A 20,264-nucleotide genomic window follows, 5' to 3' on the forward strand; every position below is an offset into this window, starting at 1 on the left:
AGCCACCGTCATTCAGCGGCTGGCGACGGTTCCAGAAGCTTCGCCGGAACCCGAATCGGCATATCCAGCAGCATCTGGGCGAAGGCCTTGCCCAATGGGTCGCTGCGCGGCGAAGCCATGCCGCCACCGGCCAGCGCGCCTTGCAGGAGGAAGTTGAAGGCGCCGATGCCCGGCACGTCGAAGCGACTTACCTGGCCCTCGACGAAGTGGCCGAAATACTCGCGCACCCGCTCCGCCGTCAGCTCGTCGCGCAACACCCCGAGCCACTTCGGCTCGCGGGCGATAATGCCGATGTTCACGCTGTTGCCCTTGTCGCCGCTGCGGCCATGGGCGATACGCAGCAGCGGCACCTCGACCACGGGCTCCACCGTCGTCGGCGACGGGAGCTCGGCATAGTTCGCGGCCGGCCCAACGTCAGCCGCCTGCTGCGGCGCCACAGGAATCGCCACCGGCCAGTGCTCGTCGTTCATCCACACTTGGGCCTGGAATTGCGTTTTTGGCGCCAGGAAGGAAAACAGTTTGACGATCGGCGAAGGCCGTGGCCGGCCACCGCCGATGCTGGTCATGCCCGGTGCCCAGGAAACACCACCGGGCGCAAGTTCGGCGGCGAACAGCTCCAGCGCGTTGCGATCCTTGTGCTCGACCACCAGACGCAGCACCACCTCACGATTGACGGCAACCCGCGAGTGCGGCCCGAAGCTGGCTTCGGTGCCGAGCACCTCGGAATACACCAGGCTGTAGTCGCCCAGCCTGCGCTCGCCGAGCATGCGCCGCGTACGCGCCAGGATCGCCTCGCTGACCCGCTGCGCCTTGCGCTCCGCACGCCCGCCGATCAGGGTGATATTGGCGACGCAGCGCCAGCCGTCGGCATAGGTGGCGGAGACCTTGTAGCTGGGACTGGGTGCCTGCCCCCTGGCCCCTTCGACCAGCACCCGATCGGGGCCGACGGCGGTCATGCGCACGGCAGTGAAGTCACAGCGTACGTCCGGCAGCAGATAGTTCGCCGGGTCGCCAATCTCATAGAGCATCTGCTCGCCGACGGTGGCCGGTGTGACCAGGCCGCCGCTGCCAGCCGGCTTGGTCAGCACGAAACTGCCGTCGGCGCGGCATTCGACGATCGGATAACCTATGTTGTCCCAGCCTTCCACCGTCTCCCAGTCGGTGAACAGCCCGCCGGTGGCCTGGGGGCCGCACTCGATCAGGTGCCCGGCCAGGCTACCGGCGGCGAGCAGGTCATACTCCTGTGCCGACCAGCCGAACTCGTGCATCAATGCCGCCAGCGGCAGGGCGCTGTCCACGCAGCGGCCGGTGATCACCACCTGGGCACCCTGTTGCAGTGCCTCGACGATCGGCAAAGCGCCCAGATAGGCATTGGCGCTCATTACCCTGACCGGCAATGGCTGACCCGAGTGGATGTCGCGGACATCCTCGGCGCGGAACTCGTCGAGCCTGGAGAGGGCATCGTCACCCTCCACCACCGCGATCTTCAACGTCAGCCCCTGCGCTTGCGCCAACCGTTGCAGCGCCTCGGCACAGGCACGCGGATTGACGCCGCCGGCATTGCTCAACACCTTGATGCCCTTGTCGACCACCTCGCGCAGCACGCTGGCCATGGCCACCTCGACGAAATCCCGGGCATAGCCCGCCTCCGGGTCCTGGGCGCGCGCGCGCGACAGGATAGACATGGTCAGTTCAGCCAGGTAATCGAAGGTCAGGTAATCCAGATTGCCACTCTTGACCAGCTGCGGCGCGGCTTCCGCACTATCGCCCCAGAAACCCGAGGCGCCGCCGATTCGCACGATGCGATCGTTCATCAGTCAGTTCTCCATCAATTCAATTGCGCGCCGTTGTCAGCGCAGCAGGGCACAGCCGTTGTCCAGGACCTTCACCCCACGCTCCTTGCTCAAGGCCCGGAAGGACAGCGTCTGCCCATCACGCCAGGTCTCGAAAATCAGCGTCTCCCCCGGGTATACGGGGGCCGAAAAGCGGGAGCGGACGCTGGCGATGCGCGCCGCGTCGTAATCGCACCAGGTCTTGAGCAGCACATTGACTGCCAGGCCGTAGCTGCACAGCCCATGCAGGATTGGCCGCTCGAAACCGGCACGGCGGGCCAGTTCGGGATCGGCATGCAGCGGATTGGTGTCGCCGTTGAGGCGGTAGAGCAACGCCGCCTGGGGCAATGTCGCCATCTCGACTATTCGCTGCGGTTCGCCATCCGGCATGCGATGCAACGGGCTGGCTTCTCCGTGGGATGCACCGTTGCCGCCATCGCCGCGGCACATCAGAGTGGCGTTCAACACCGCCAGCAGTTCGCCACTGGCGTCGTCGAGAATGCGCCGTTCAGTGCGCAGCAGGGTGCCCTTGTCCGCGCCCTTGTCGAGGACCGCGACGACGCGTTCACGTGCCCGTACGGTCGCCGCTGGCGGCAGAGGCCGCAGCAGTTCCATCGACTGCTCGGCATAGACGATCTTGCGAAAGTCGATGCCCGCGGCGGGATCGGTCACATAGGGTCCGGGATGCCCCAGCACCACAGCCATGCTGGGCACCACCCGCTGATCCTTTTCGAACACATAGCGCAATTGCTCCGCGTCGGTCGGGTCGCTGCCGAAACCGACACTGAGGGCGTACAGCAGGCTGTCCCGCACCGTATAGGTCTGCCACACATCCTGGAACGGCCACTCGAGCAGGCGATCGACGTTCATGCCCATCCTCCGCTCATGCGCTCATGAATCCGCCGCCATCGGCGGAGATCACCTGACCGGTGATGTACGAAGAAGCCTGGGACAGGAAGAAACAGATCGGCTGCGCGGCTTCCTCCACCGAGGACCAGCGCGCCATCGGGATACGCGCCAGCAGGCCCTCGCGGAATTTCTCGCCGCGCACCGTCTCGGTCATCGCCGTTTCGACCACGCCGAAGCAGATGGCGTTGGAACGGATGTCATGCTTGGCCCACTCGCGGGCCGCACTCATGGTGATGCCGAACAGACCCGACTTGGCGGCGCTGTAGTTGATCTGGCCGATGGTACCCATGCGCCCGGCGTCGGATGAGATGTTGACGATCGAACGCCGCGCCACTTGCCCGGCCTTGATCCGCTCCAGGGCGGCACGACCGAAGGCCTGCACACAGTAGTAGCTACCGCTGAGATTGACCTCGATGACCTGCCGCCATTGCTCGTCGGTCATCTTCTCGATCATCGCCGGACGGATGATACCGGCGCTGTTGACCAGGCCGTTTAGGGTGCCGAAACGCTCGACGGCACGCTCGAAGGCAGCATTGACGAAGGCAGAATCGCTGACACTGCCGGCGCAGGTCAGCACCCGCTCGGCGGCATAGTCGCCGGCAGCCGCCTGCAGGGCCTCATCCTGCAGATCAATCAGCACCACCGAGGCACCCAGGGTATAGGCCAGGTCCGCGACTGCCTTTCCTATACCCTGGGCGGCACCGGTAATGACGATGGTTTCACCATCCAGACTCATGGGATTGATCATGAAGCCTCCTGTACATATGGGTTAACACTGATCATTGAGCGTCAACCCTCACCAAGGCAGGTGGGACGGACAGATGGAAGCCGTCGTATACGGGCGACTCCGCCTTTCTCTGCGGCAACGTGTAGTTGGGCGTGGCCATGGCGAAGGCACCGTCGATGCAGATGGTCGCGCCTGATATGTAGGCAGCCCCTTCGGAGAGCAGGAAGACGATGGCCGACGAGACCTCCGCCTCGGTACCGGTACGTCCCAGCGGCACGTCGTTCTTGAAGCGCAGCAGTCGCTCCTGAACCTCCGGCGGATAGGTATCCACCCCGGAGGAGAACACCAGCCCAGGTGCCACCGCGTTGACCCGCACGTTGGCGGCCCCCCACTCCAGCGCGGCGGTCATGGTGAAGTTGACCATGCCCGCGCGGGCCGCACCGGAATGGGCCATGTGCGGCATGCCGTTCCACATGTCGGCGGTCATGTTGACGATCGCCCCGCCGTGTTCGCTCATCCATTGCAGGTAGCATTCACGGGCCACCAGGAAGCCGCCGGTCAGGTTGGCGCTGATGACCGCTTCCCAGCCCTTCTTCGAAATGCGCTCCACCGGCGTCGCATACTGCCCACCAGCATTGTTGACCAGATGATCGATACGACCGAAACGTGCGATGACCTCGGCGACCAGACTGCGCACGCCCTCTTCGTCGCGGATGTCACAGACATAGCTTTCCGCCTCCGCACCGCCCTCCAGCAGTTCATTACGAACACTCTGCAACTTCTCCTTGTCACGCCCGACAATGGCGATCTTCGCCCCCAACGACGCCAGCTCATGGGCAGTGCAGCGGCCGATGCCACTACCGCCGCCAGTGACGATGGCCACCTGCCCCGCAAACAGCTCGGGGCGGAAAATCGAACGATACGAACCCTTGCTCATCTAGCCTTCCTCTCACTTGAACCGCATGACGGTGGCATTCAACCTGGCGTCCTTACCGCGCAACAGCGCGACGCCATGATCTGGAACCATATTGCCGACAACCCCTGGGAAGACCGCCGTCGAAAACGACAATCTTCAGCGACTTCTTCAGCGACTTCTTCACGCGCCGCGCCAGACCGGCGGACGCTTCTCCATGAAGGCGGCCACGCCCTCCTTCACATCGTCCGTGCCCTGGGCCAGCGTCAGGTAGTGCTGCAACAGCGCCAGCGCACCGTCCAGGGGCAGATCCTGGGTCTCGAACAAGGCCCGCTTGCCCAACTTGAGCATCAGCGGAGATTTGCTCGCCAGCCGTTGCGACCAGTCCGCCACCGTTTCGGCGAAACGCTCGGTGTCGACCACCCGGTTGACGATGCCAAGCTCCAGCGCCTCTTCGGCGCTCAGTTGCTCGCCGAGGAAAACCAGTTCGCAAACCCGCTTGCGCGGGATATTGCGCAGCATCAGTGTGGAGATCATGAAAGGGAAAACGCCGACATTGATTTCCGGCGTACCGACGCGAATACCTTCCCTGGCCAGCACCAGGTCGCAGGCCAGCACCAGGCCCAGGCCACCGGCCAGGGCATGGCCGTTCAAGGCACAGAGGATCGGCACCTTGAGCCGCATCATGGCGGCAATAACGCCGGGAAGGCGTCCATTGCGGGCATGCTTGTCGATGATGCTCTCCTCGGCGGCGAATCCCTTGAGATTGCCACCGGCGGAGAAGACGGCCTCATGGGTCGAGGTGAGCACCACGCAACGCGCCGCCGGCTCGTTATCGACCCACGCCAGCGCCTCCAGGAGACCATCGATCATCACATCGTCGATGGCATTGCGCGATTCCGGGCGATTGAGGGAAACAGTCACCACCCCATGGCTATCCAGGGCGTACAGAACCGCATCCCCGCCGCAGCGGGAAACCTGTTGTCCAGACATCGATGGCCTCCTTCGGCGATCAGGCCATCGTCAGTCCGCCACTGACGGACAGCGTCTGCCCCGTCACATAGCCCGCCCGCTCCGAAGCCAGGTAGGCTACGGCGGCAGCGATGTCCTCCGGCTCACCCAGGCGCCCCAGGGGAACGGCCTTGAGCATGGCGTCGAGCACCTTGACGTTGGTCGGATCCATCACCGACTCGAAGCCCGGCGTGCGGGTCGGGCCGGGGCATACCGAGTTGGCGGTCACACCCTTGCGCGCCACTTCGCGCGCCAGCGTCTTGGTGAAGGAAATGATTGCGCCTTTGGCACCGGAGTAGACCGCCTCCAGCGAGGAGCCCACACGAGCGGCATCGGAGCTGATACTGATGATCCGCCCCCACTTGCGCTCCAGCATGCCAGGCAGCACCGCATGGATCAGCCGCAGAGTGCCCAGGTAGTTGATGTCCACCACCTTCTGCCAGAAGGCTTCGTCGGTAGCGATAAAGGGCTTCAGCTCATCCCAGCCGGCATTGTTCACCAGCACATCGACAGACCCCAACTCGGCCACGGTACGCGCCACCGCCACATTCACCGACGCCGAGTCGGCCACATCGAGCGACACGAACAGCGCCTTGCCACCGGCATTGCGGATCAGCTCAGCCGTCTCATTGCCCTCCAGCTCGCGCAGATCACCCACCGCGACGGCATAACCGCTTTCCGCCAGGGCAATCGCGATGGCACGACCGATGCCACGCCCGGAACCGCTTACAAAGGCTACTTTCTGAGTCATTTTTCTCTACATCCCCGAATCTGATGGCTAAAAACACTGCAAACTCAGGGTATGTAATCGACTGACACTTGGAATCGTCTGAAACGACAATAAACGGGACTTGAAGACCAGCCTTTCATACGCCCAGCAGATCCGCAGAATGACGGAAGCCGTCTGCCAGCAGCTCCTGCAGCTTTCCGGCATTTCATGGATGGCGTGACAGCAGGGTGACTTTGGGATCCATCCCTTTGCATGAAAGCGATGGAGCCTGAAGCTGACGAGCCCTAAAGCCTGAAACGCTCCACGACTTGATGCAGGGCATCAGTGGCCTGATTGAGGGTGCCGGACAGAGCCGCGACATGACCAGCGGCGGCATTGTTCCGCTCACTGAGCCGAGCCACCTGGTGAACATGGGCGGCGATTGCCTGGGCGGCCTGCTCCTGCTGGCCAAGGGCGGTGGTGACTTCGGTGATGGCTGCCGACACTTCGCTGGCGCTCGAGCGGATCTCGACCATGCGCTGGGCCGCCTCCTCCGAGGTAGCCTTGCTCTGCCCGGTATGGGTCACGACGCCGTCCATGTCGCCGACGGCATTGGCCACCGAACTCTGCATCGCCGCAATCATCGCACCGATCTCCTGCACCGAGCCGGTGGTGCGCTCGGCCAGCCTGCGCACCTCGTCCGCCACCACGGAGAAACCGCGCCCCTGCTCTCCAGCACGGGCCGCCTCGATGGCCGCATTGAGTGCCAGCAGGTTGGTCTGTGCCGCCACCTCGCGGATCACCTCGACAATGCTGGAAATCCGCGCGGACTCCACCCCCAGAGTCGCGATGGTTTGTCCACTCCGCTCCACCTGGGTGCTGATCTTCTCCATGGCCCGGGCCGCTTGCTCGATGGCCGCCGCCCCGGAATTCGCCGAGGCGCTCGCCTCTTGCGCCTGGGCCAGTACATCTCGGGCCTTGCCCGCGATATGGCCAATGCCCGTGATCATCTGCTCAATGGCGTCAGTCATGGACGTCGAGGCTTCGGCCTGGGCACTGGCTCCATCGGTGACCTCAGCACCCACTGCAGAAATCTGCTGCGAGGCGTCCCCAATGCCATGCGCGCCCTCCATCACTTCGAGCAGAGAGGTCTGCATACTCTCCAGCAAGTGATTGAACGAACGAGTGGTCTGCGCCACTTCATCCGCCCCACGCACCTTGGCGCGCAAGGTGAAATCCTTGGACTCGGCCACTCCCAGGATCACCTCTCGCATACCATGCAGGGAGCCGACCACGCTGCGCATCACCGCCCAGGCAAGGCCAAAGGCCAGTACCGCAACCACGACGAAGAGAGCAAGCATACCGCTCCCCAACCGTCCGACCAGTTCATCGCCCGAGGCCTTCGCCGCTCGCGCTGCCTCCTGGTTCAGCGCCACTAACTGATCCAGCGGCGCGTCGACCTTATAGAGGGTGCTGGACCAGCGGCCGGTAGCTACCTGGAAATGATGAACGCCCTGCTTTAATGCATCCCAGTCATCAGCTGCAGCCACCACATCGCCGGCCAGCCTGGTCTGGTACCCGTCGAGTTTCTGGAAACCCTCCCACAGCGTCTTGAACTCGACCCACAACGCCTCCTCCTCGTCCGATCTGGGTAACGCGTCATAGCTGCGAAACGCGGATTGCCCCAGTTGCTGGAACTCCTGCTGACGCGCCAGCAGATCCTCGAAGACCTCGCGCGCCTCGAACAGTGCATCCGTCTTGTCGGCCTCCAACTCGAAGGCCTCGAAACGCCAGCTCGCCGCGCCCTGCATCGCCTCGGCGAGTCGCAAGCGGGCCTGACGCACATCGCCCAGGGCCATCATCGCCGGCAGGTTGCGATCCCCCAGCTCGCGCAGGGCATGACCGACCGTCCAGGTGGCGAACCAGCCAGCCAGGCCGACCAGCGCAATCACCGTGACGAAGAAAAAGACCAAAAGATAGAGCTTGGCCTTGATCGTCAGCCCCCTCATGGCAATGCGTTTGCGCAGGTCCAGCATGACAGCCTCTCGATTCCCGTCCCGATAACGACCTCCGATCATCGGCCAGCTCTCCGCGCACAACATCGTCGGAAAGGACAGTTCCCCCCGCAGCAAGCCACGGATTACCCGGACAGGTCGACAGCCAGGCGCGCAAATCCTGCGCAAGTGTCGGATCGGACGATGCGCAGTCACGAATCGACAGACGAGACTGAAAGACAACCACGGCACGCAACAAGACAAACAGGTACACGATGGCCACATTCCAAGCATTCGGCATCACCGGCTTCGGCGGCTACATTCCGCGCTTGCGCATGCAGCGCGCGGCAATCGCCGCCGCGCACCAATGGATGGCCCCCGGCCTGCGCGCCCAGGCCAAGGGCCGACGGGCCTTCTGCAGCTGGGATGAAGACAGCATCACCCTGGCCGTCGAAGCGGCCCGCGACGCGCTGGCAAACCGCCCACGCGATGGCATCACCTCGCTCACTCTGGCCTCGACCACGCTGCCGTTCGCCGACCTGCAGAACGCCGGGATAGTGGCCGGCGCCCTGGGACTCTCGCCGACGCTGCGCACCCTTGACGTGGGCCATTCGCAACGGGCCGCTACCAGCGCCCTGATCGCCACCCTCCAGCAAGGCGGCTCGCCAGCGCTGCTGATCGCCAGCGACCGCCCGCGCGGCAAGCCGGCCAGCGTCCAGGAAATCGCCTTTGGTGCCGGTGCCGCCGCCTTTACCCTCGGCAGCGACGCGGTGCTCGCCACCCTGCTTGCCGCCAGTAGCCGCACCGCGCCGTTCGTCGACCACTTCCGAGCCGAGGGCGCACGCTACGACTACTGGTGGGAAGAACGCTGGGTCCGTGACGAAGGCTATATGAAGCTGGTCGTCGAGGCGCTCAAGTCCACCCTGCAGAAGGCCGGTGTCGCGCCGAACGAGGTCGACCACTTCATTCTCCCCGCGCCGTTCAAGGGTGTCGCCACGGCGGTGGCCAGGAAGCTCGGTATCGCAACCGAAGCGCAAGCCGATTCCCTGGAAGCCGACTGCGGCTATAGCGGCGCGGCCCACGGCCTGCTCATGCTTGCCCGTGTGCTGGAGCGTGCGACACCCAACCAGACCCTGGTACTGGTCGGCTTCGGCCAGGGCGTCGACGTGCTGGTGCTGCGCACCACCGAAGCCCTCGCCACCTTCTCACCACGCCGCGGGGTCAGCGGTGCGCTGGCCGACGGACAGGACCATGACGCCTATCTGCGCCTGGCCTCCTACGAGAACGCCATTGAGCTGGAATGGGGTATGCGCGCGGAGAAATCGATCAAGACCGCCCTTACCGAGCAGTACCGCTCCAGCGGCCAGCTCGCCAGTTTCGTCGCCGGTCGCTGCCGCTGCTGCAACACCATCCAGTTCCCGCAACTGCCCTACTGCGTGAACCCAGCCTGCAATGCGCCACGGGAAAATTTCGACGCCTACCCGCTGTTCGACGAACCCGCCGAGGTGCTGACCCACACCGGCGACTGGCTCAGTTACCACCCGGCACCGCCGCTATACGTAGGCTTCGTGCAGTTCGAACAGGGCGCGCGCCTGCTGATGGAGATGGTCGATGTCGGCGCCGCCGGCCTGGACGTCGGCACCCCATTGCGGATGGTGCTGCGTATCAAGGACGTGGACAAGGCGCGCGGCTACCCGCGCTATTTCTGGAAGGCCACGCCACTTCAGGCTTGAGGAGATCGTTTCATGGCAACGGGAATCAAGGACAAGGTCGCCATCATTGGCATGGGCTGCTCGAAATTCGGCGAGCGCTGGGACGTCGGTCCCTCCGAACTGCTGGCGGAGGCCTTCGAAGAGGCCCTGCTCGATGCAGGTATTGAACGCAAGCAGATCGAGGCTGCCTGGTACGGCTCCTGCTCCGATCCGATCAGCGTCGGCAACTCGGCTATCCCAGCCTCCATGGCACTACGCCTGGACGGCATTCCGGTGAGCCACATGGAAAACATGTGCGCCACCGGCAGCGAAGTGCTGCGCGCCGCCGCCTATGCGGTGGCCAGCGGTGCGGTGGACTTCGCCCTGGCGATCGGCGCGGAAAAACTCAAGGACACCGGCTACGGCGGCCTGCCCTTCGTCTACAAGGGCACCTTCAACGACCTGTGGCTGCCACTGGGTTCGACACCGGCGGGCTTCGCGCAACTGGCCGCCGGTTACCGGGCCAAGCATGGCACCAGCAAGGAAGACCTGAAGCGGGCGATGGCGCACGTTTCATGGAAAAGCCACCAGAACGGGCTGCTCAGTCCCAAAGCCCACCTGCGCAAGGCCGTGAGCATGGAGCAGATACTCGACGCGCCGATGATCGCCGACCCGCTCGGCCTCTACGATTGCTGCGGGGTCAGCGACGGCGCCGCGGCGGCCATCGTCACCACCCCGGAGATCGCCCGCGCCCTGGGACGCAAGGACATGGTCACCATCAAGTCCATCCAACTGGCTATCGGTTCCGGCGTCGAATCCGGCACCTCGCAGTGGGACGGCAGCTATGTGCGTACCACCCGGGCGGCGGCGCAGCGCGCCTATGCCGAAGCCGGCATCCAGGACCCGCGCGCCGAACTGAGCCTGATGGAAGTGCACGACTGCTTCTCCATCACCGAACTGTCGACCATGGAAGACCTGTTCGTCTCCCCCGACGGTCGTGCGGTGCATGACATCCTCGACGGCTTCTTCGACCGCGACGGTGGACTGCCCTGCCAGGTGGATGGCGGGCTCAAATGCTTCGGCCACCCGATTGCCGCCTCCGGCCTGCGCATGGCCTATGAGGTCTACAACCAGTTGCAGGGGCGGGCCGGAGAGCGGCAACTGGGCGACCCGAGCATTGGCCTGACCCATAACCTGGGCGGCGTACCCTACCTCGGCATCGCGGCGATATCCATCCTCGGTCTGCATACCGGCAAATGAGCCGCCCCGCCCTTTATCGGAAGCCGTCATGAAGCGTCATATCCGCGCCGAGCAGTTGGCCGACATTCTCTCCCCCGGAGAATCCGTCTACGTACCGGGCGGGATCGCGGTTCCCCTCGCCTTCCTCGCCGATCTGCAGGCGCGCCCGGAGCACAGCCGCGACCTGCGCCTGCTGACCAGCATCGCGCCCGGTATCGATACCCCGTTCGACGTCGAACGCCTCGACCCCAGCGCCATCGTCAGCGGGCTGTTCATGCAGCCGTCGCTGCGCAACGCGCAACGCGCAGGACGCTACCGGCTACTGCCCATGAGCTACGGCGGCTTCGTGCGCCACCTGCGGGAATGCGCGGAGTTCGACCTGAGCGTGCTGCAGGTCAGCCCGCCGGACGCGAACGGCCAGTGCTCCCTCGGCCCCTCGGTGGAGTTCCTGCCACTGGCCGTGCGTCGGAGCCGACGCCTGCTGGCTCTGGTCAATCCGTCCCTGCCACACATCCCCGGAGCGGTCAGCCTGCCCTACGAGCGCTTCGACCACGTCTGCGAGATCGACGCGCAACTGCCGGAGTACCGCACCGATAGCGACGAGCCGACCCGTGCCATCGCCGACCATATTGCTGGCCTGATCGCCGACGGCAGCACCCTGCAGATGGGGCTGGGCAAGGTGCCCAGCGCACTGGCCAGGGCCTTGCGCGACCATCGCGGCCTGCGGCTGTTTTCCGGCATGCTCTCCGACGGCCTGCGCGAGCTCGCCGAAGCCGGGGCGCTGGATCTGGATTTTGCCCACACCGGCTGCGTGGTAGCCGGCAGCCGCGAGCTGTACGCCTGGTCCGTCGAATTCACACCGTTGCGAGTACTCGGCTGTGAGGTGACCCACGACGCACGCACCCTGGTCGGCCTGGAGCGCTTCGTTGCCGTCAACTCGGCCCTCGAAGTGGACCTGTTCGGCCAGTGCAACCTGGAACATGCCGAAGGCCGGGCGGTCAGCGGTGCCGGCGGCGCCCCGGATTTCGCGCGCGCGGCCCGCCTGGCCCCTGCCGGCCGTAGCATCATCGCCCTCAACGCCACCTACAAACGCGGCAGCGTCTCACGCATCGTGCCCTGCCTGGACGACCTGTCCATTACCTCCCTGTCGCGCATCGACGTCGACCTGGTGGTCACCGAGTTCGGTGTCGCCGACCTGCGTGGCGCTAGCGTCCAGCAGCGCGCCCAGGCGCTGATCGGAATTGCTGCGCCGGACTTCCGTCCGGTGCTGCAGGAAGCCTGGGAAAAAATCTCCCAGCGCCTGTGAATTGTCGTTTTCGACGGTGCCAGCCCACCCCGGCCGCCCTACATTGCCACCGGGAGCAATGCCGGGGCATCGCCCTTGACGAGGAGAGTTGCAGTGTTTCAGGGCCACAACATTCAGGTGCGGAAAATCGAAGACGGCTTCGCAGAGTTGTGCTTCGACCGACATGAAGACTCCATCAACAAATTCGACGAGCACACCCTGCTGGAGTTGTCGCAAGCGGTCGAAGCGATCGCCCGTGACGGCCACGTCCGGGGAGTGCTGATCAGCAGTGCGAAAAAAGTGTTCGTAGTCGGTGCCGACATCAACGAATTCGCCAGCGCCTTCCGCCTCCCGGAGGCCGACCTCGCCGCGCGCAACCTGAAGCTCAACCGGGGCGTCAGCGGCCTGGAAGACCTGGCGATTCCCAGCGTGGTGGCGATCAATGGCATCGCCTTGGGCGGCGGCATGGAACTGACACTGGCGGCCGCGCTGCGAGTCATGGCGGAGGAAGCCCAGATCGGCCTGCCGGAGGTCAAGCTGGGTCTGATCCCCGGCCTCGGCGGAACCCTGCGCGCACCGCGCATTGCCGGTGCCGAGGTAGCGCTCAGGCTCATCACCGGCGGTACCCCGCTCAACGCCTCCACGGCCCGCTCCCTGGGCCTGGTCGATGCGATCTGTCCTGCGCAAACCCTGCGCGCGACGGCGCTCGACCTGCTGCGCCTGGCCTGCGAAGGCGACATCGACTGGCGGCAGCGCCAGGCGCGCAAACGCCTGTTGCCTGCCGATGAAATCATCCGGCAACAGACCGCCTTCCAAGCCAGCCGGGAAGCCGTGGCCGCGCGCGCAGCGAAACACCAGCCAGCGGCCCTGGCCGCCCTCGACCTGATGGCGCGGGCCACGGCACACCCCCGCGACGTCGCACTGGCCCTGGAGGCCGAATGCTTCGCCCGAGTGGCGCAAACCCAGGCCGCGCATGCGCTGATCCAGACCTTTCACAATGAACAGGCACTGAAGAAGCTGTTTCGCCAGCATGGCCGCGACGGACGCCCGGTCAGACAGATGGCGGTGCTGGGTGCCGGCATCATGGGCGGCGGTATCGCCTTCACCGGCGCCCTGCATGGCGTACCGACCCGCCTCAAAGACCTCGCCCCAGCCCAGCTCGAGCTCGGCATGCACGAGGTGGAGCGGCAGTTGGCACGCCAGGTCAAGAGTGGCCGCCTGGATGCGGAACGAGCACAAGGCGTGCGCGACAGGCTCGTCCCACAACTGGATGACAGCGGCTTCGATACCATGGACCTGGTGGTCGAAGCCATCGTCGAGCGCCTCGATACCAAACGCACGGTGCTGGCTGAACTGGAACGGCACCTGCCCAGCGATGCGCTCATCGCCAGCAACACCTCCAGCCTGCTGATCGACGATATCGCCCAGGCGCTGGCCCGCCCCAAGAATTTCGTCGGCATGCACTTCTTCAACCCGGTACCCGCCATGGCTCTGGTCGAAGTGGTGCAGGGCAGCCGGACCTGCGCCACAACGGTTTCCACCGCTGTCTCCCATGCCCTGGCGATGGGCAAAACCCCCATCGTGGTCAAGGACTGCCCCGGCTTCCTGGTCAACCGGATCCTGACCCCCTATGTCATCGCGTTCCTGCAACTGGTCGCCGAAGGCGCCGATTTCGCCCAGGTAGATCGAGTCATGGAAGCGTTCGGCTGGCCCATGGGACCGGCCTGGCTGCAGGACGTGATCGGTATGGACACCGGTGCCCACGTCTGGCGGATCATCAGCGCCGGCTATCCACAGCGCATGGTCTTGCCGGAACGCAACGCGGTGAGCCTGCTAGTGCAACACAATCGCTACGGACAAAAGAGCAGCGCTGGTTTTTATCGCTACGACACGGCCGCCAGCGGCAAGCCACACAAAACCCCGGCGGATGAGACCTACGCATTGCTCGCGGCACTCCAGCCAGACCGCCCCCGTACGTTCAGCGACAGCGAGATCATCGAACGCATGATGCTGCCCATGATCGTCGAGGCCGCCCACGCCCTCGAGGATGGCGTGGTGGCCAGCGCCGCCGAACTGGATGTGGCCCTGCTGCTCGGCCTGGGCTTCCCCGCCTATCTCGGCGGCCCTCTGAAGTATGCCGACTGGCTCGGCCTCGACCAGGTGGTGAAGCAATGCGAGCGCCATGCGGCCCTCGGCCGGCACTACGCGGCCACCGACGCCATGCGCGCGCTGGCCGCCGCCCGGCAAACATTCCATCCGGCCTGACGCCCGAAGCGCAGCAGGCCCCCACTCAGAAGGACTCCCGCATGAAACTCGACTCCAGCGTATCGGCCATCGTCACCGGCGGCGCCTCCGGTCTCGGCGCCGCCGTGGCCCGGCGGCTCGCCGCCCATGGCGTCAAGGTTGCCCTGTTCGACCTCAACGAAACCCTCGGCGAAACGCTGGCCGGGGAAATCGGCGGCATTTTCTGCAAGGTCAACGTCACCGACGAGGCGCAAGTGGATGCGGCCTTCGCCAGGGCCCGCTCGGCCCATGGCCAGGAGCGCATCCTGGTCAACTGCGCCGGTATCGGCGCCGCGGCGAAAACCGCCAGCCGGGACAAAACCAGCGGCGAGAGCAAGCATTTTCCCCTGGAGCTCTTCGAACGAGTGATCCAGGTCAACCTGATCGGCGCATTCCGCTGCATCGCCAAGGCCTCTGCCGGCATGCTGCAACTGCAGCCTGGTGTAGACGACGAGCGCGGCGTGATCATCAACACTGCCTCGGTAGCGGCCCAGGATGGGCAGGTCGGCCAGGCCGCCTACGCCGCCTCGAAGGCAGCCATCGTCGGCATCACCCTGCCGGTCGCCCGCGACCTGATGGGCGACGGCATTCGCATCAACACCATCATGCCGGGGATTTTCGACACGCCGTTGATGCAGGGCGCCCCGGACAACGTGAAGGCTGCCCTGGCGGCATCGGTGCCGTTCCCCCGGCGCTTCGGCCACCCCGACGAGTTTGCCGCGCTCGCCGAAACCATGATCACCACCGCCTATTTCAATGGCGAATCGGTGCGCCTCGACGGCGCGATTCGCATGCCGCCTCGCTGAGCCGGCCCTCACTCCCCTTCTTTCCACCCACAGGAGAAACACACATGGCTGAAGCATATATCGTCGCCGCAGTGCGCACCGCCGGCGGCCGCCGCGGAGGACGACTGTCCGGATGGCACCCGGTCGAACTGGCGGCACAGGTTCTCGATGCCCTGCTCGAGCGCAGCGGCATCGACCCGGCCGTCGTCGAAGACGTCATCATGGGTTGCGTGCAGCAGGCCGGCGAGCAGTCCAACAACATCGGCCGCAACGCGGTGCTCGCTTCGCGCCTGCCGGAGTCGGTGCCCGGCACGACCCTGGACCGGCAGTGCGGATCGTCGCAGCAGGCCCTGCATTTCGCTGCCCAGGCGGTGATGTCCGGCAGCATGGACGTGGTGATCGCGGCGGGCGTGGAAGCCATGAGCCGCGTACCGATGTTCGTGCCGCAGAAGCTCGCCCAGGAGAATGGGCTTGGCGAGTACATGAGCCCGGAAATCCGTCGTCGCTATCCTGCCGGTGACTTCAGCCAGTTCGTCGGAGCGGAACTCATCGCCCAGCGCTTCGGTTTCTCCCGCGCGGACCTGGAACGCTTTGCCCTCGCCAGCACCCAGCGGGCAATCGAAGCCACCCATGCGGGGCGCTTCAGCAAAGAAATCCTCCCCGTCGAAGTGCGCCTCGCCGATGGCACGCGCCCCGGCGAGATGCATACCGTGGACGAAGGCATCCGTTTCGACGCGACGCTGGAAAGCATCCAGGCGGTCAAGCTGCTGAACGAAGGCGGCAGCATTTCCGCCGCCACCGCCAGCCAGATTTGCGATGGCGCCAGCGGCGTCATGGTGGTCAGCGAACGAGCCCTCAAGACCCTGGGCCTGACGCCCCTGGCGCGGGTGCACCACATGAGCGTGCTGGGTGGCGATCCCTGGGTGATGCTCGATGTGCCGCTGGCAGCCACCGAGGCGGCGTTGCGCAAAGCCGGTATGAAGATCGACGACATCGACCTGTACGAAGTCAACGAAGCCTTCGCACCTGTCCCCCTGGCCTGGCTGAAGGAGACCGGAGCCGACCCCGAGCGGCTGAACGTGAACGGCGGCGCCATCGCCCTGGGCCATCCCCTCGGCGCCTCCGGCACCAAGCTGATGACAACGCTGATCAACGCCCTCGAGCAGCGTGGCAAACGTTATGGCCTGCAGACGATGTGCGAAGGCGGCGGCATGGCCAACGTCACCATCATCGAACGCTGCTGATTGCCATCAGGGAGCACGGCCACAATGGATCTCGAATATGTCTTCGGCTACAGCGCCCCGATAATCGACGTTTATGCTGTGGGCGGCCCCTTCGGCAAGCGCAGGATTGCCCGCTGCGGAGCCGGCACGATCAGCGGCCCCAAGCTCAACGGCGAGGTGCTCGACGGCGCGCACGACTGGATACTCGACGGCCCCGACGGCTGGGGCCGGATCGACGTGCGCGCACAGTTCCGCACCCACGACGGCTGCGTGATTTACGCGCAGTATCTGGGGGTTCTCGAATACAACGAGAAGTACCGGGTGGCGGTTCGCAATGGCGGCGAGACCACCTTCGAGGACCACTACTTCCGTAGCACTCCCCGCTTTGAAACGGACGCCCCCCAATATGCCTGGCTGACCCAATCGGTCTTCGTCGGACGGGGTCGCCTCCTGCCCGGATTTTCCATCTGCTGGGAGATCTACCGGGTCACCTGAACCACTGGGAGCGCGGATTGGTGGAATGGCCGAGGATGCTTCCACCGCTTACCACGAAACGACTAACCCATCACCAGCAAACACCCGGCCTTGTGCCGGGTGTTGTTTTTGTTCGGTGGGATGACGGATTACGCCACTGCGCGACTAATCCATTCTACGACTGAACCAGGGAGCGCCCCTGAGCGGCTCCCGCGTCGTCCTTACAGCGTAAACTCCTCGACCAGTTGCACCAGATTGCCGTCATGATCATGGAACAGGAACGACTTCAGCCGCCCACCACCCACAGCCCATACGTACTCGGTCTGGGTCTGGTAACCCGCCGTGCGGATGGTCTGGAACCATTGGTCGATATCGCTCACACGCAAGGCCAGTTCGGTAATGCCGGTATGGCCGTAGCCGAGATACTCCCTTGGCGTCCGCTGCACCTGCGGATTTTCCGGCTGCTGCAGCTCGAGCTTGGCCCCCGTGGCGGAGGCCAGCATGACCATGCGCGATCTCGCGCCGCGCACGTGGAAAATGTCATCCAGGGTGCCCGGGGCGAAGAACGCTCCCTCCTCGTCAGGGATCCGCGTATCGATATAGACCGAAAACCCCAAGGTATCCCGGTAAAGCCTGAGCGCCAGTTCCATATCGCTGACCACCAAACACATGTGATGGAAGTCCATTGCAGTAATCCTCGTTCTTGTTGGATTTTCTCGTCAGAGTTTGGCGTAGCGGACGCCGGGTATCGCCCCCCGGCGCCACGCTTTCAGGTCTCAGCCATGCGCACGCAGCTTGGGTGGCAGCAGGCTCAGCACGGCCGGGATGATCAAAATCGCCCCCACCATGTTCCACAGGAACATGATCGCCAGCAGCAAGCCCATGTCGGCCTGAAACTTGATGTCGGAGAGCAGCCAGGTCGCCACGCCCAAGGCCAGCGTAACGGCGGTCACCGCAATGGCTGCCCCCGTGGTCTTGAGCGTTTCGCCATAGGCCTCCTTCAGGCTCATGCCCATCCGCAGGTAGTTTTCGAGGCGATTGTAGAGATAGATGCCGTAATCGACGCCTATTCCCACCCCCAGCACTATCACCGGCAAGGTCGCCACTTTGACGCCGAGTCCGAGCCTGGCCATGATCGCCTCGCACAGTATCGAAGTGATGAGCAGCGGCAGGATCAGAGCGACGGTGACCCGCCATGACTTGAATTCCCAGAACACCAGCAGGGCGACCACGGCGTAGACCAGAAGTAGCATCAGGCGCTCAGCCTGCTTGACCACGATATTGGTCACTGCCTCGATACCCGCATTACCCGCGGCGAGGAGAAATTCGGCATGCTCGTTGTTGTTCTCGGCAGCGAAGCCCTCCACCGAGGCAACCACCCGCGCCAGGGTGTCTGCCTTGTGGTCTTCGAGAAACAGCAGGATCGACAGCATCGAGCAGTCGTATTTGTAGAAATCCTGCCGTGTCATACGCATGATATTGCTGGAGACGTACTCGTCCCTGGACAGTCCGTACCATTTCAGATTGCCGCCCTGGGTAGCGGCGATCAGGGCCTTCATGTCCATGGCCAGCGACTGGATACCGACCACACCATCGACATCGCTCATTACCGCCTGGAAGCGATCCACCGCCGAGATCACCGGATAGGTACCGCAACTGCCCGGCTGGGTTTTGACCATGACCACGAACAGATCGGCGCTGTTGGCGTAGTTGGCGCTCAGGAAAGCGACGTCCCTGTTGTAGCGCGAATCCGCCCGCAATTCCGGCGCCCCCGGATCGAGATCGCCGATGCGCAGGTCCCGCGCCATGTACAGCGATACGCCGAGCACCGCCAGGCCGACCAGCACGACCCCGACCGCCCAGCGTCGCTCGGTCAGCCGCGACAGGAACGCGCCGGTCACCCGCCGCACCAGAGATTTGTCCTGCTCGCTCACCTTGAGCGCACGGTGGCGCAATCCTCTCTGCGAAATGTCGGTGTAGGACATGATCACCGGCAGTAGGAAGATCTTGGTGAAGATGATCACCAGCACACCGACGCAAGCGCTGATCGCCAGTTCCCGGATAACGCCGATATCTATCACCAGCAGGGTGGAAAAACCGACCACGTTGCACAGCAGGGCGATGGAACCGGGCACGAACAGCAGGCGGAAGGTCGCCTTCGCCGCCTCCATGCTGGAAAGCCCCTGGAGACGCTCCGCCACCATGGTATTGATATTCTGGATCGCATGGCTGACGCCGATGGCGAAGGTCAGGAACGGCACCAGGGTCGAATAAGGATCGAGCGCGTAGCCCATCAGGCGCACGACACCCAATTGCCACAACACCGCCAGGCTGCAACAGAAGATCACCGACAGGGTGCTGCGCCAACAGCGCGAGTAAAAGTACAGCAAGCCGATCGTCAACACGAAAGTGATGGCGAAGAACAGCGCCATATTGCGCACACCCTCGATCAGATCACCCATGATCTTGGCGAAGCCGGTGATGTGGATGCGTACCCCTTCGCTGGCATACTTGTCGCGCACCAGATGCTCCAGGCGCTCGGACAGTAGGCCATAGTCGAGTTGGTCGCCGGTCTGCGGGTCTATTTCGAGCAGTGGCACCAGGATCACGGTGGAGCGGTAGTCGTTGGCTACCAGACTGCCAACGGTGCCAGAACGTGCCACATTGTGTCTCACCCGCGCGACGCTCTCGGAAGCTCCGTCGAAGTCATCGGGAATCACCAGGCCGCCAACGATCCCGTCCTCGGTCACCTCACGCCAGAATACGTTGGGTGTCCACAGGGACTTCATATTGCCGCGGTCCACGCCGGGGATGTAGAACACCTCGTCGTTGATCTTCTTCAGCGTGAACAGGAAGTCCTTATCGTAGATGTCGCCTCCGGTGTGCTCGACGACGATCCGCAACACGTTGCCCATCTTGCGCAGATCGTCCTCGTAGGCCAGGTAGTTTTCGATATACGGATGGCTGGCCGGGATCATCTTCTGGAAGCTCGCCTCCATATCGATCTTCGATGCGTGCCAACCGAGGAATATCGACAGGAGGCAGAAAACCGCCAACACCCAGCCGCGGTGATGGAACAACACGCCCTCGGCGAAATCCGCGAGGGCGCGCACGCCCTTGTGCGTCTCGATATCGACGTCGGATAGCGGCAATACTTCCTTGCCTTTTTGAGTCATCAGGTCTGTCATT

General features: G+C 64.3%; 16 protein-coding genes and 1 pseudogene. 7 read left to right on the plus strand and 10 right to left on the minus strand.

Going from position 1 to position 20,264, the window contains the following annotated elements:
* Window positions 1–8: 8 nt before the first annotated feature.
* From G7009_RS05310 to G7009_RS28150, 8 genes and pseudogenes are all read right to left on the minus strand, one after another.
* Window positions 9–1,814, minus strand: coding sequence for an acyclic terpene utilization AtuA family protein (locus G7009_RS05310; RefSeq protein ID WP_058171430.1), 1,806 nt, complete (start codon window positions 1,812–1,814; stop codon window positions 9–11).
* Between the two features lie 36 nt (window positions 1,815–1,850).
* The gene (locus tag G7009_RS05315; protein WP_227788646.1) at window positions 1,851–2,702 is read right to left on the minus strand and encodes a MaoC/PaaZ C-terminal domain-containing protein; all 852 of its coding nucleotides are present in this window, start codon (window positions 2,700–2,702) and stop codon (window positions 1,851–1,853) included.
* Window positions 2,703–2,715: 13 nt separating this feature from the next.
* On the minus strand, window positions 2,716–3,489 hold the full coding sequence (locus G7009_RS05320) for an SDR family NAD(P)-dependent oxidoreductase (RefSeq protein WP_058171428.1): 774 nt from the start codon (window positions 3,487–3,489) through the stop codon (window positions 2,716–2,718).
* 31 nt (window positions 3,490–3,520) lie between these two features.
* Window positions 3,521–4,405, minus strand: a complete 885-nt coding sequence (locus G7009_RS05325; protein WP_058171427.1) for an SDR family oxidoreductase — start codon at window positions 4,403–4,405, stop codon at window positions 3,521–3,523.
* Between the two features lie 159 nt (window positions 4,406–4,564).
* On the minus strand, window positions 4,565–5,374 hold the full coding sequence (locus tag G7009_RS05330) for an enoyl-CoA hydratase/isomerase family protein (protein ID WP_058171426.1): 810 nt from the start codon (window positions 5,372–5,374) through the stop codon (window positions 4,565–4,567).
* A 19-nt stretch (window positions 5,375–5,393) separates the two neighbouring features.
* Window positions 5,394–6,143, minus strand: a complete 750-nt coding sequence (locus G7009_RS05335) for an SDR family NAD(P)-dependent oxidoreductase (protein ID WP_058171425.1) — start codon at window positions 6,141–6,143, stop codon at window positions 5,394–5,396.
* Between the two features lie 263 nt (window positions 6,144–6,406).
* The gene (locus tag G7009_RS28145) at window positions 6,407–7,462 is read right to left on the minus strand and encodes a methyl-accepting chemotaxis protein (protein WP_375139537.1); all 1,056 of its coding nucleotides are present in this window, start codon (window positions 7,460–7,462) and stop codon (window positions 6,407–6,409) included.
* Window positions 7,463–7,714: 252 nt separating this feature from the next.
* A pseudogene (locus G7009_RS28150) lies at window positions 7,715–8,389 on the minus strand (Tar ligand binding domain-containing protein); the annotation flags it as partial.
* Between G7009_RS28150 and G7009_RS05345 the strand changes: the two are divergent.
* From G7009_RS05345 to G7009_RS05375, 7 genes are all read left to right on the plus strand, one after another.
* Window positions 8,371–9,828 (plus strand): 3-oxoacyl-[acyl-carrier-protein] synthase III C-terminal domain-containing protein, encoded by a 1,458-nt coding sequence (locus G7009_RS05345; protein WP_058171423.1) that lies wholly within the window; start codon window positions 8,371–8,373, stop codon window positions 9,826–9,828. The pseudogene G7009_RS28150 and the gene G7009_RS05345 sit on opposite strands and share 19 nt — an antisense overlap.
* 12 nt (window positions 9,829–9,840) lie before the next feature.
* Window positions 9,841–11,046 (plus strand): acetyl-CoA acetyltransferase, encoded by a 1,206-nt coding sequence (locus tag G7009_RS05350; protein ID WP_058171422.1) that lies wholly within the window; start codon window positions 9,841–9,843, stop codon window positions 11,044–11,046.
* A gap of 28 nt (window positions 11,047–11,074) precedes the next feature.
* Window positions 11,075–12,331, plus strand: coding sequence for an acetyl-CoA hydrolase/transferase family protein (locus tag G7009_RS05355; RefSeq protein WP_181128923.1), 1,257 nt, complete (start codon window positions 11,075–11,077; stop codon window positions 12,329–12,331).
* A gap of 93 nt (window positions 12,332–12,424) precedes the next feature.
* On the plus strand, window positions 12,425–14,575 hold the full coding sequence (gene fadB / locus G7009_RS05360) for a fatty acid oxidation complex subunit alpha FadB (RefSeq protein WP_058171420.1): 2,151 nt from the start codon (window positions 12,425–12,427) through the stop codon (window positions 14,573–14,575).
* Between the two features lie 41 nt (window positions 14,576–14,616).
* Complete coding sequence (locus G7009_RS05365) at window positions 14,617–15,399, plus strand: SDR family NAD(P)-dependent oxidoreductase (protein ID WP_058171419.1); 783 nt, start codon at window positions 14,617–14,619, stop codon at window positions 15,397–15,399.
* A 44-nt stretch (window positions 15,400–15,443) separates the two neighbouring features.
* On the plus strand, window positions 15,444–16,622 hold the full coding sequence (locus tag G7009_RS05370; RefSeq protein WP_058171418.1) for an acetyl-CoA C-acetyltransferase: 1,179 nt from the start codon (window positions 15,444–15,446) through the stop codon (window positions 16,620–16,622).
* Window positions 16,623–16,646: 24 nt separating this feature from the next.
* A complete protein-coding gene (locus G7009_RS05375) occupies window positions 16,647–17,096 on the plus strand; it encodes a DUF3237 domain-containing protein (protein ID WP_058171417.1) in 450 nt (149 codons plus the stop codon).
* A 200-nt stretch (window positions 17,097–17,296) separates the two neighbouring features.
* On the opposite strand, the gene G7009_RS05380 is transcribed toward G7009_RS05375, so the two are convergent.
* Window positions 17,297–17,761 carry a VOC family protein gene (locus G7009_RS05380; RefSeq protein WP_058171416.1) on the minus strand — a complete coding sequence of 155 codons (465 nt, stop codon included), beginning with the start codon at window positions 17,759–17,761 and terminating at the stop codon, window positions 17,297–17,299.
* A gap of 90 nt (window positions 17,762–17,851) precedes the next feature.
* Window positions 17,852–20,263 carry an efflux RND transporter permease subunit gene (locus G7009_RS05385; RefSeq protein ID WP_227788647.1) on the minus strand — a complete coding sequence of 804 codons (2,412 nt, stop codon included), beginning with the start codon at window positions 20,261–20,263 and terminating at the stop codon, window positions 17,852–17,854.
* Window position 20,264 lies beyond the last annotated feature (1 nt).

The sequence above is a fragment of the Pseudomonas capeferrum genome (genome assembly GCF_013523055.1).
GTDB classification, from domain to species: Bacteria; Pseudomonadota; Gammaproteobacteria; order Pseudomonadales; family Pseudomonadaceae; genus Aquipseudomonas; species Aquipseudomonas capeferrum_A.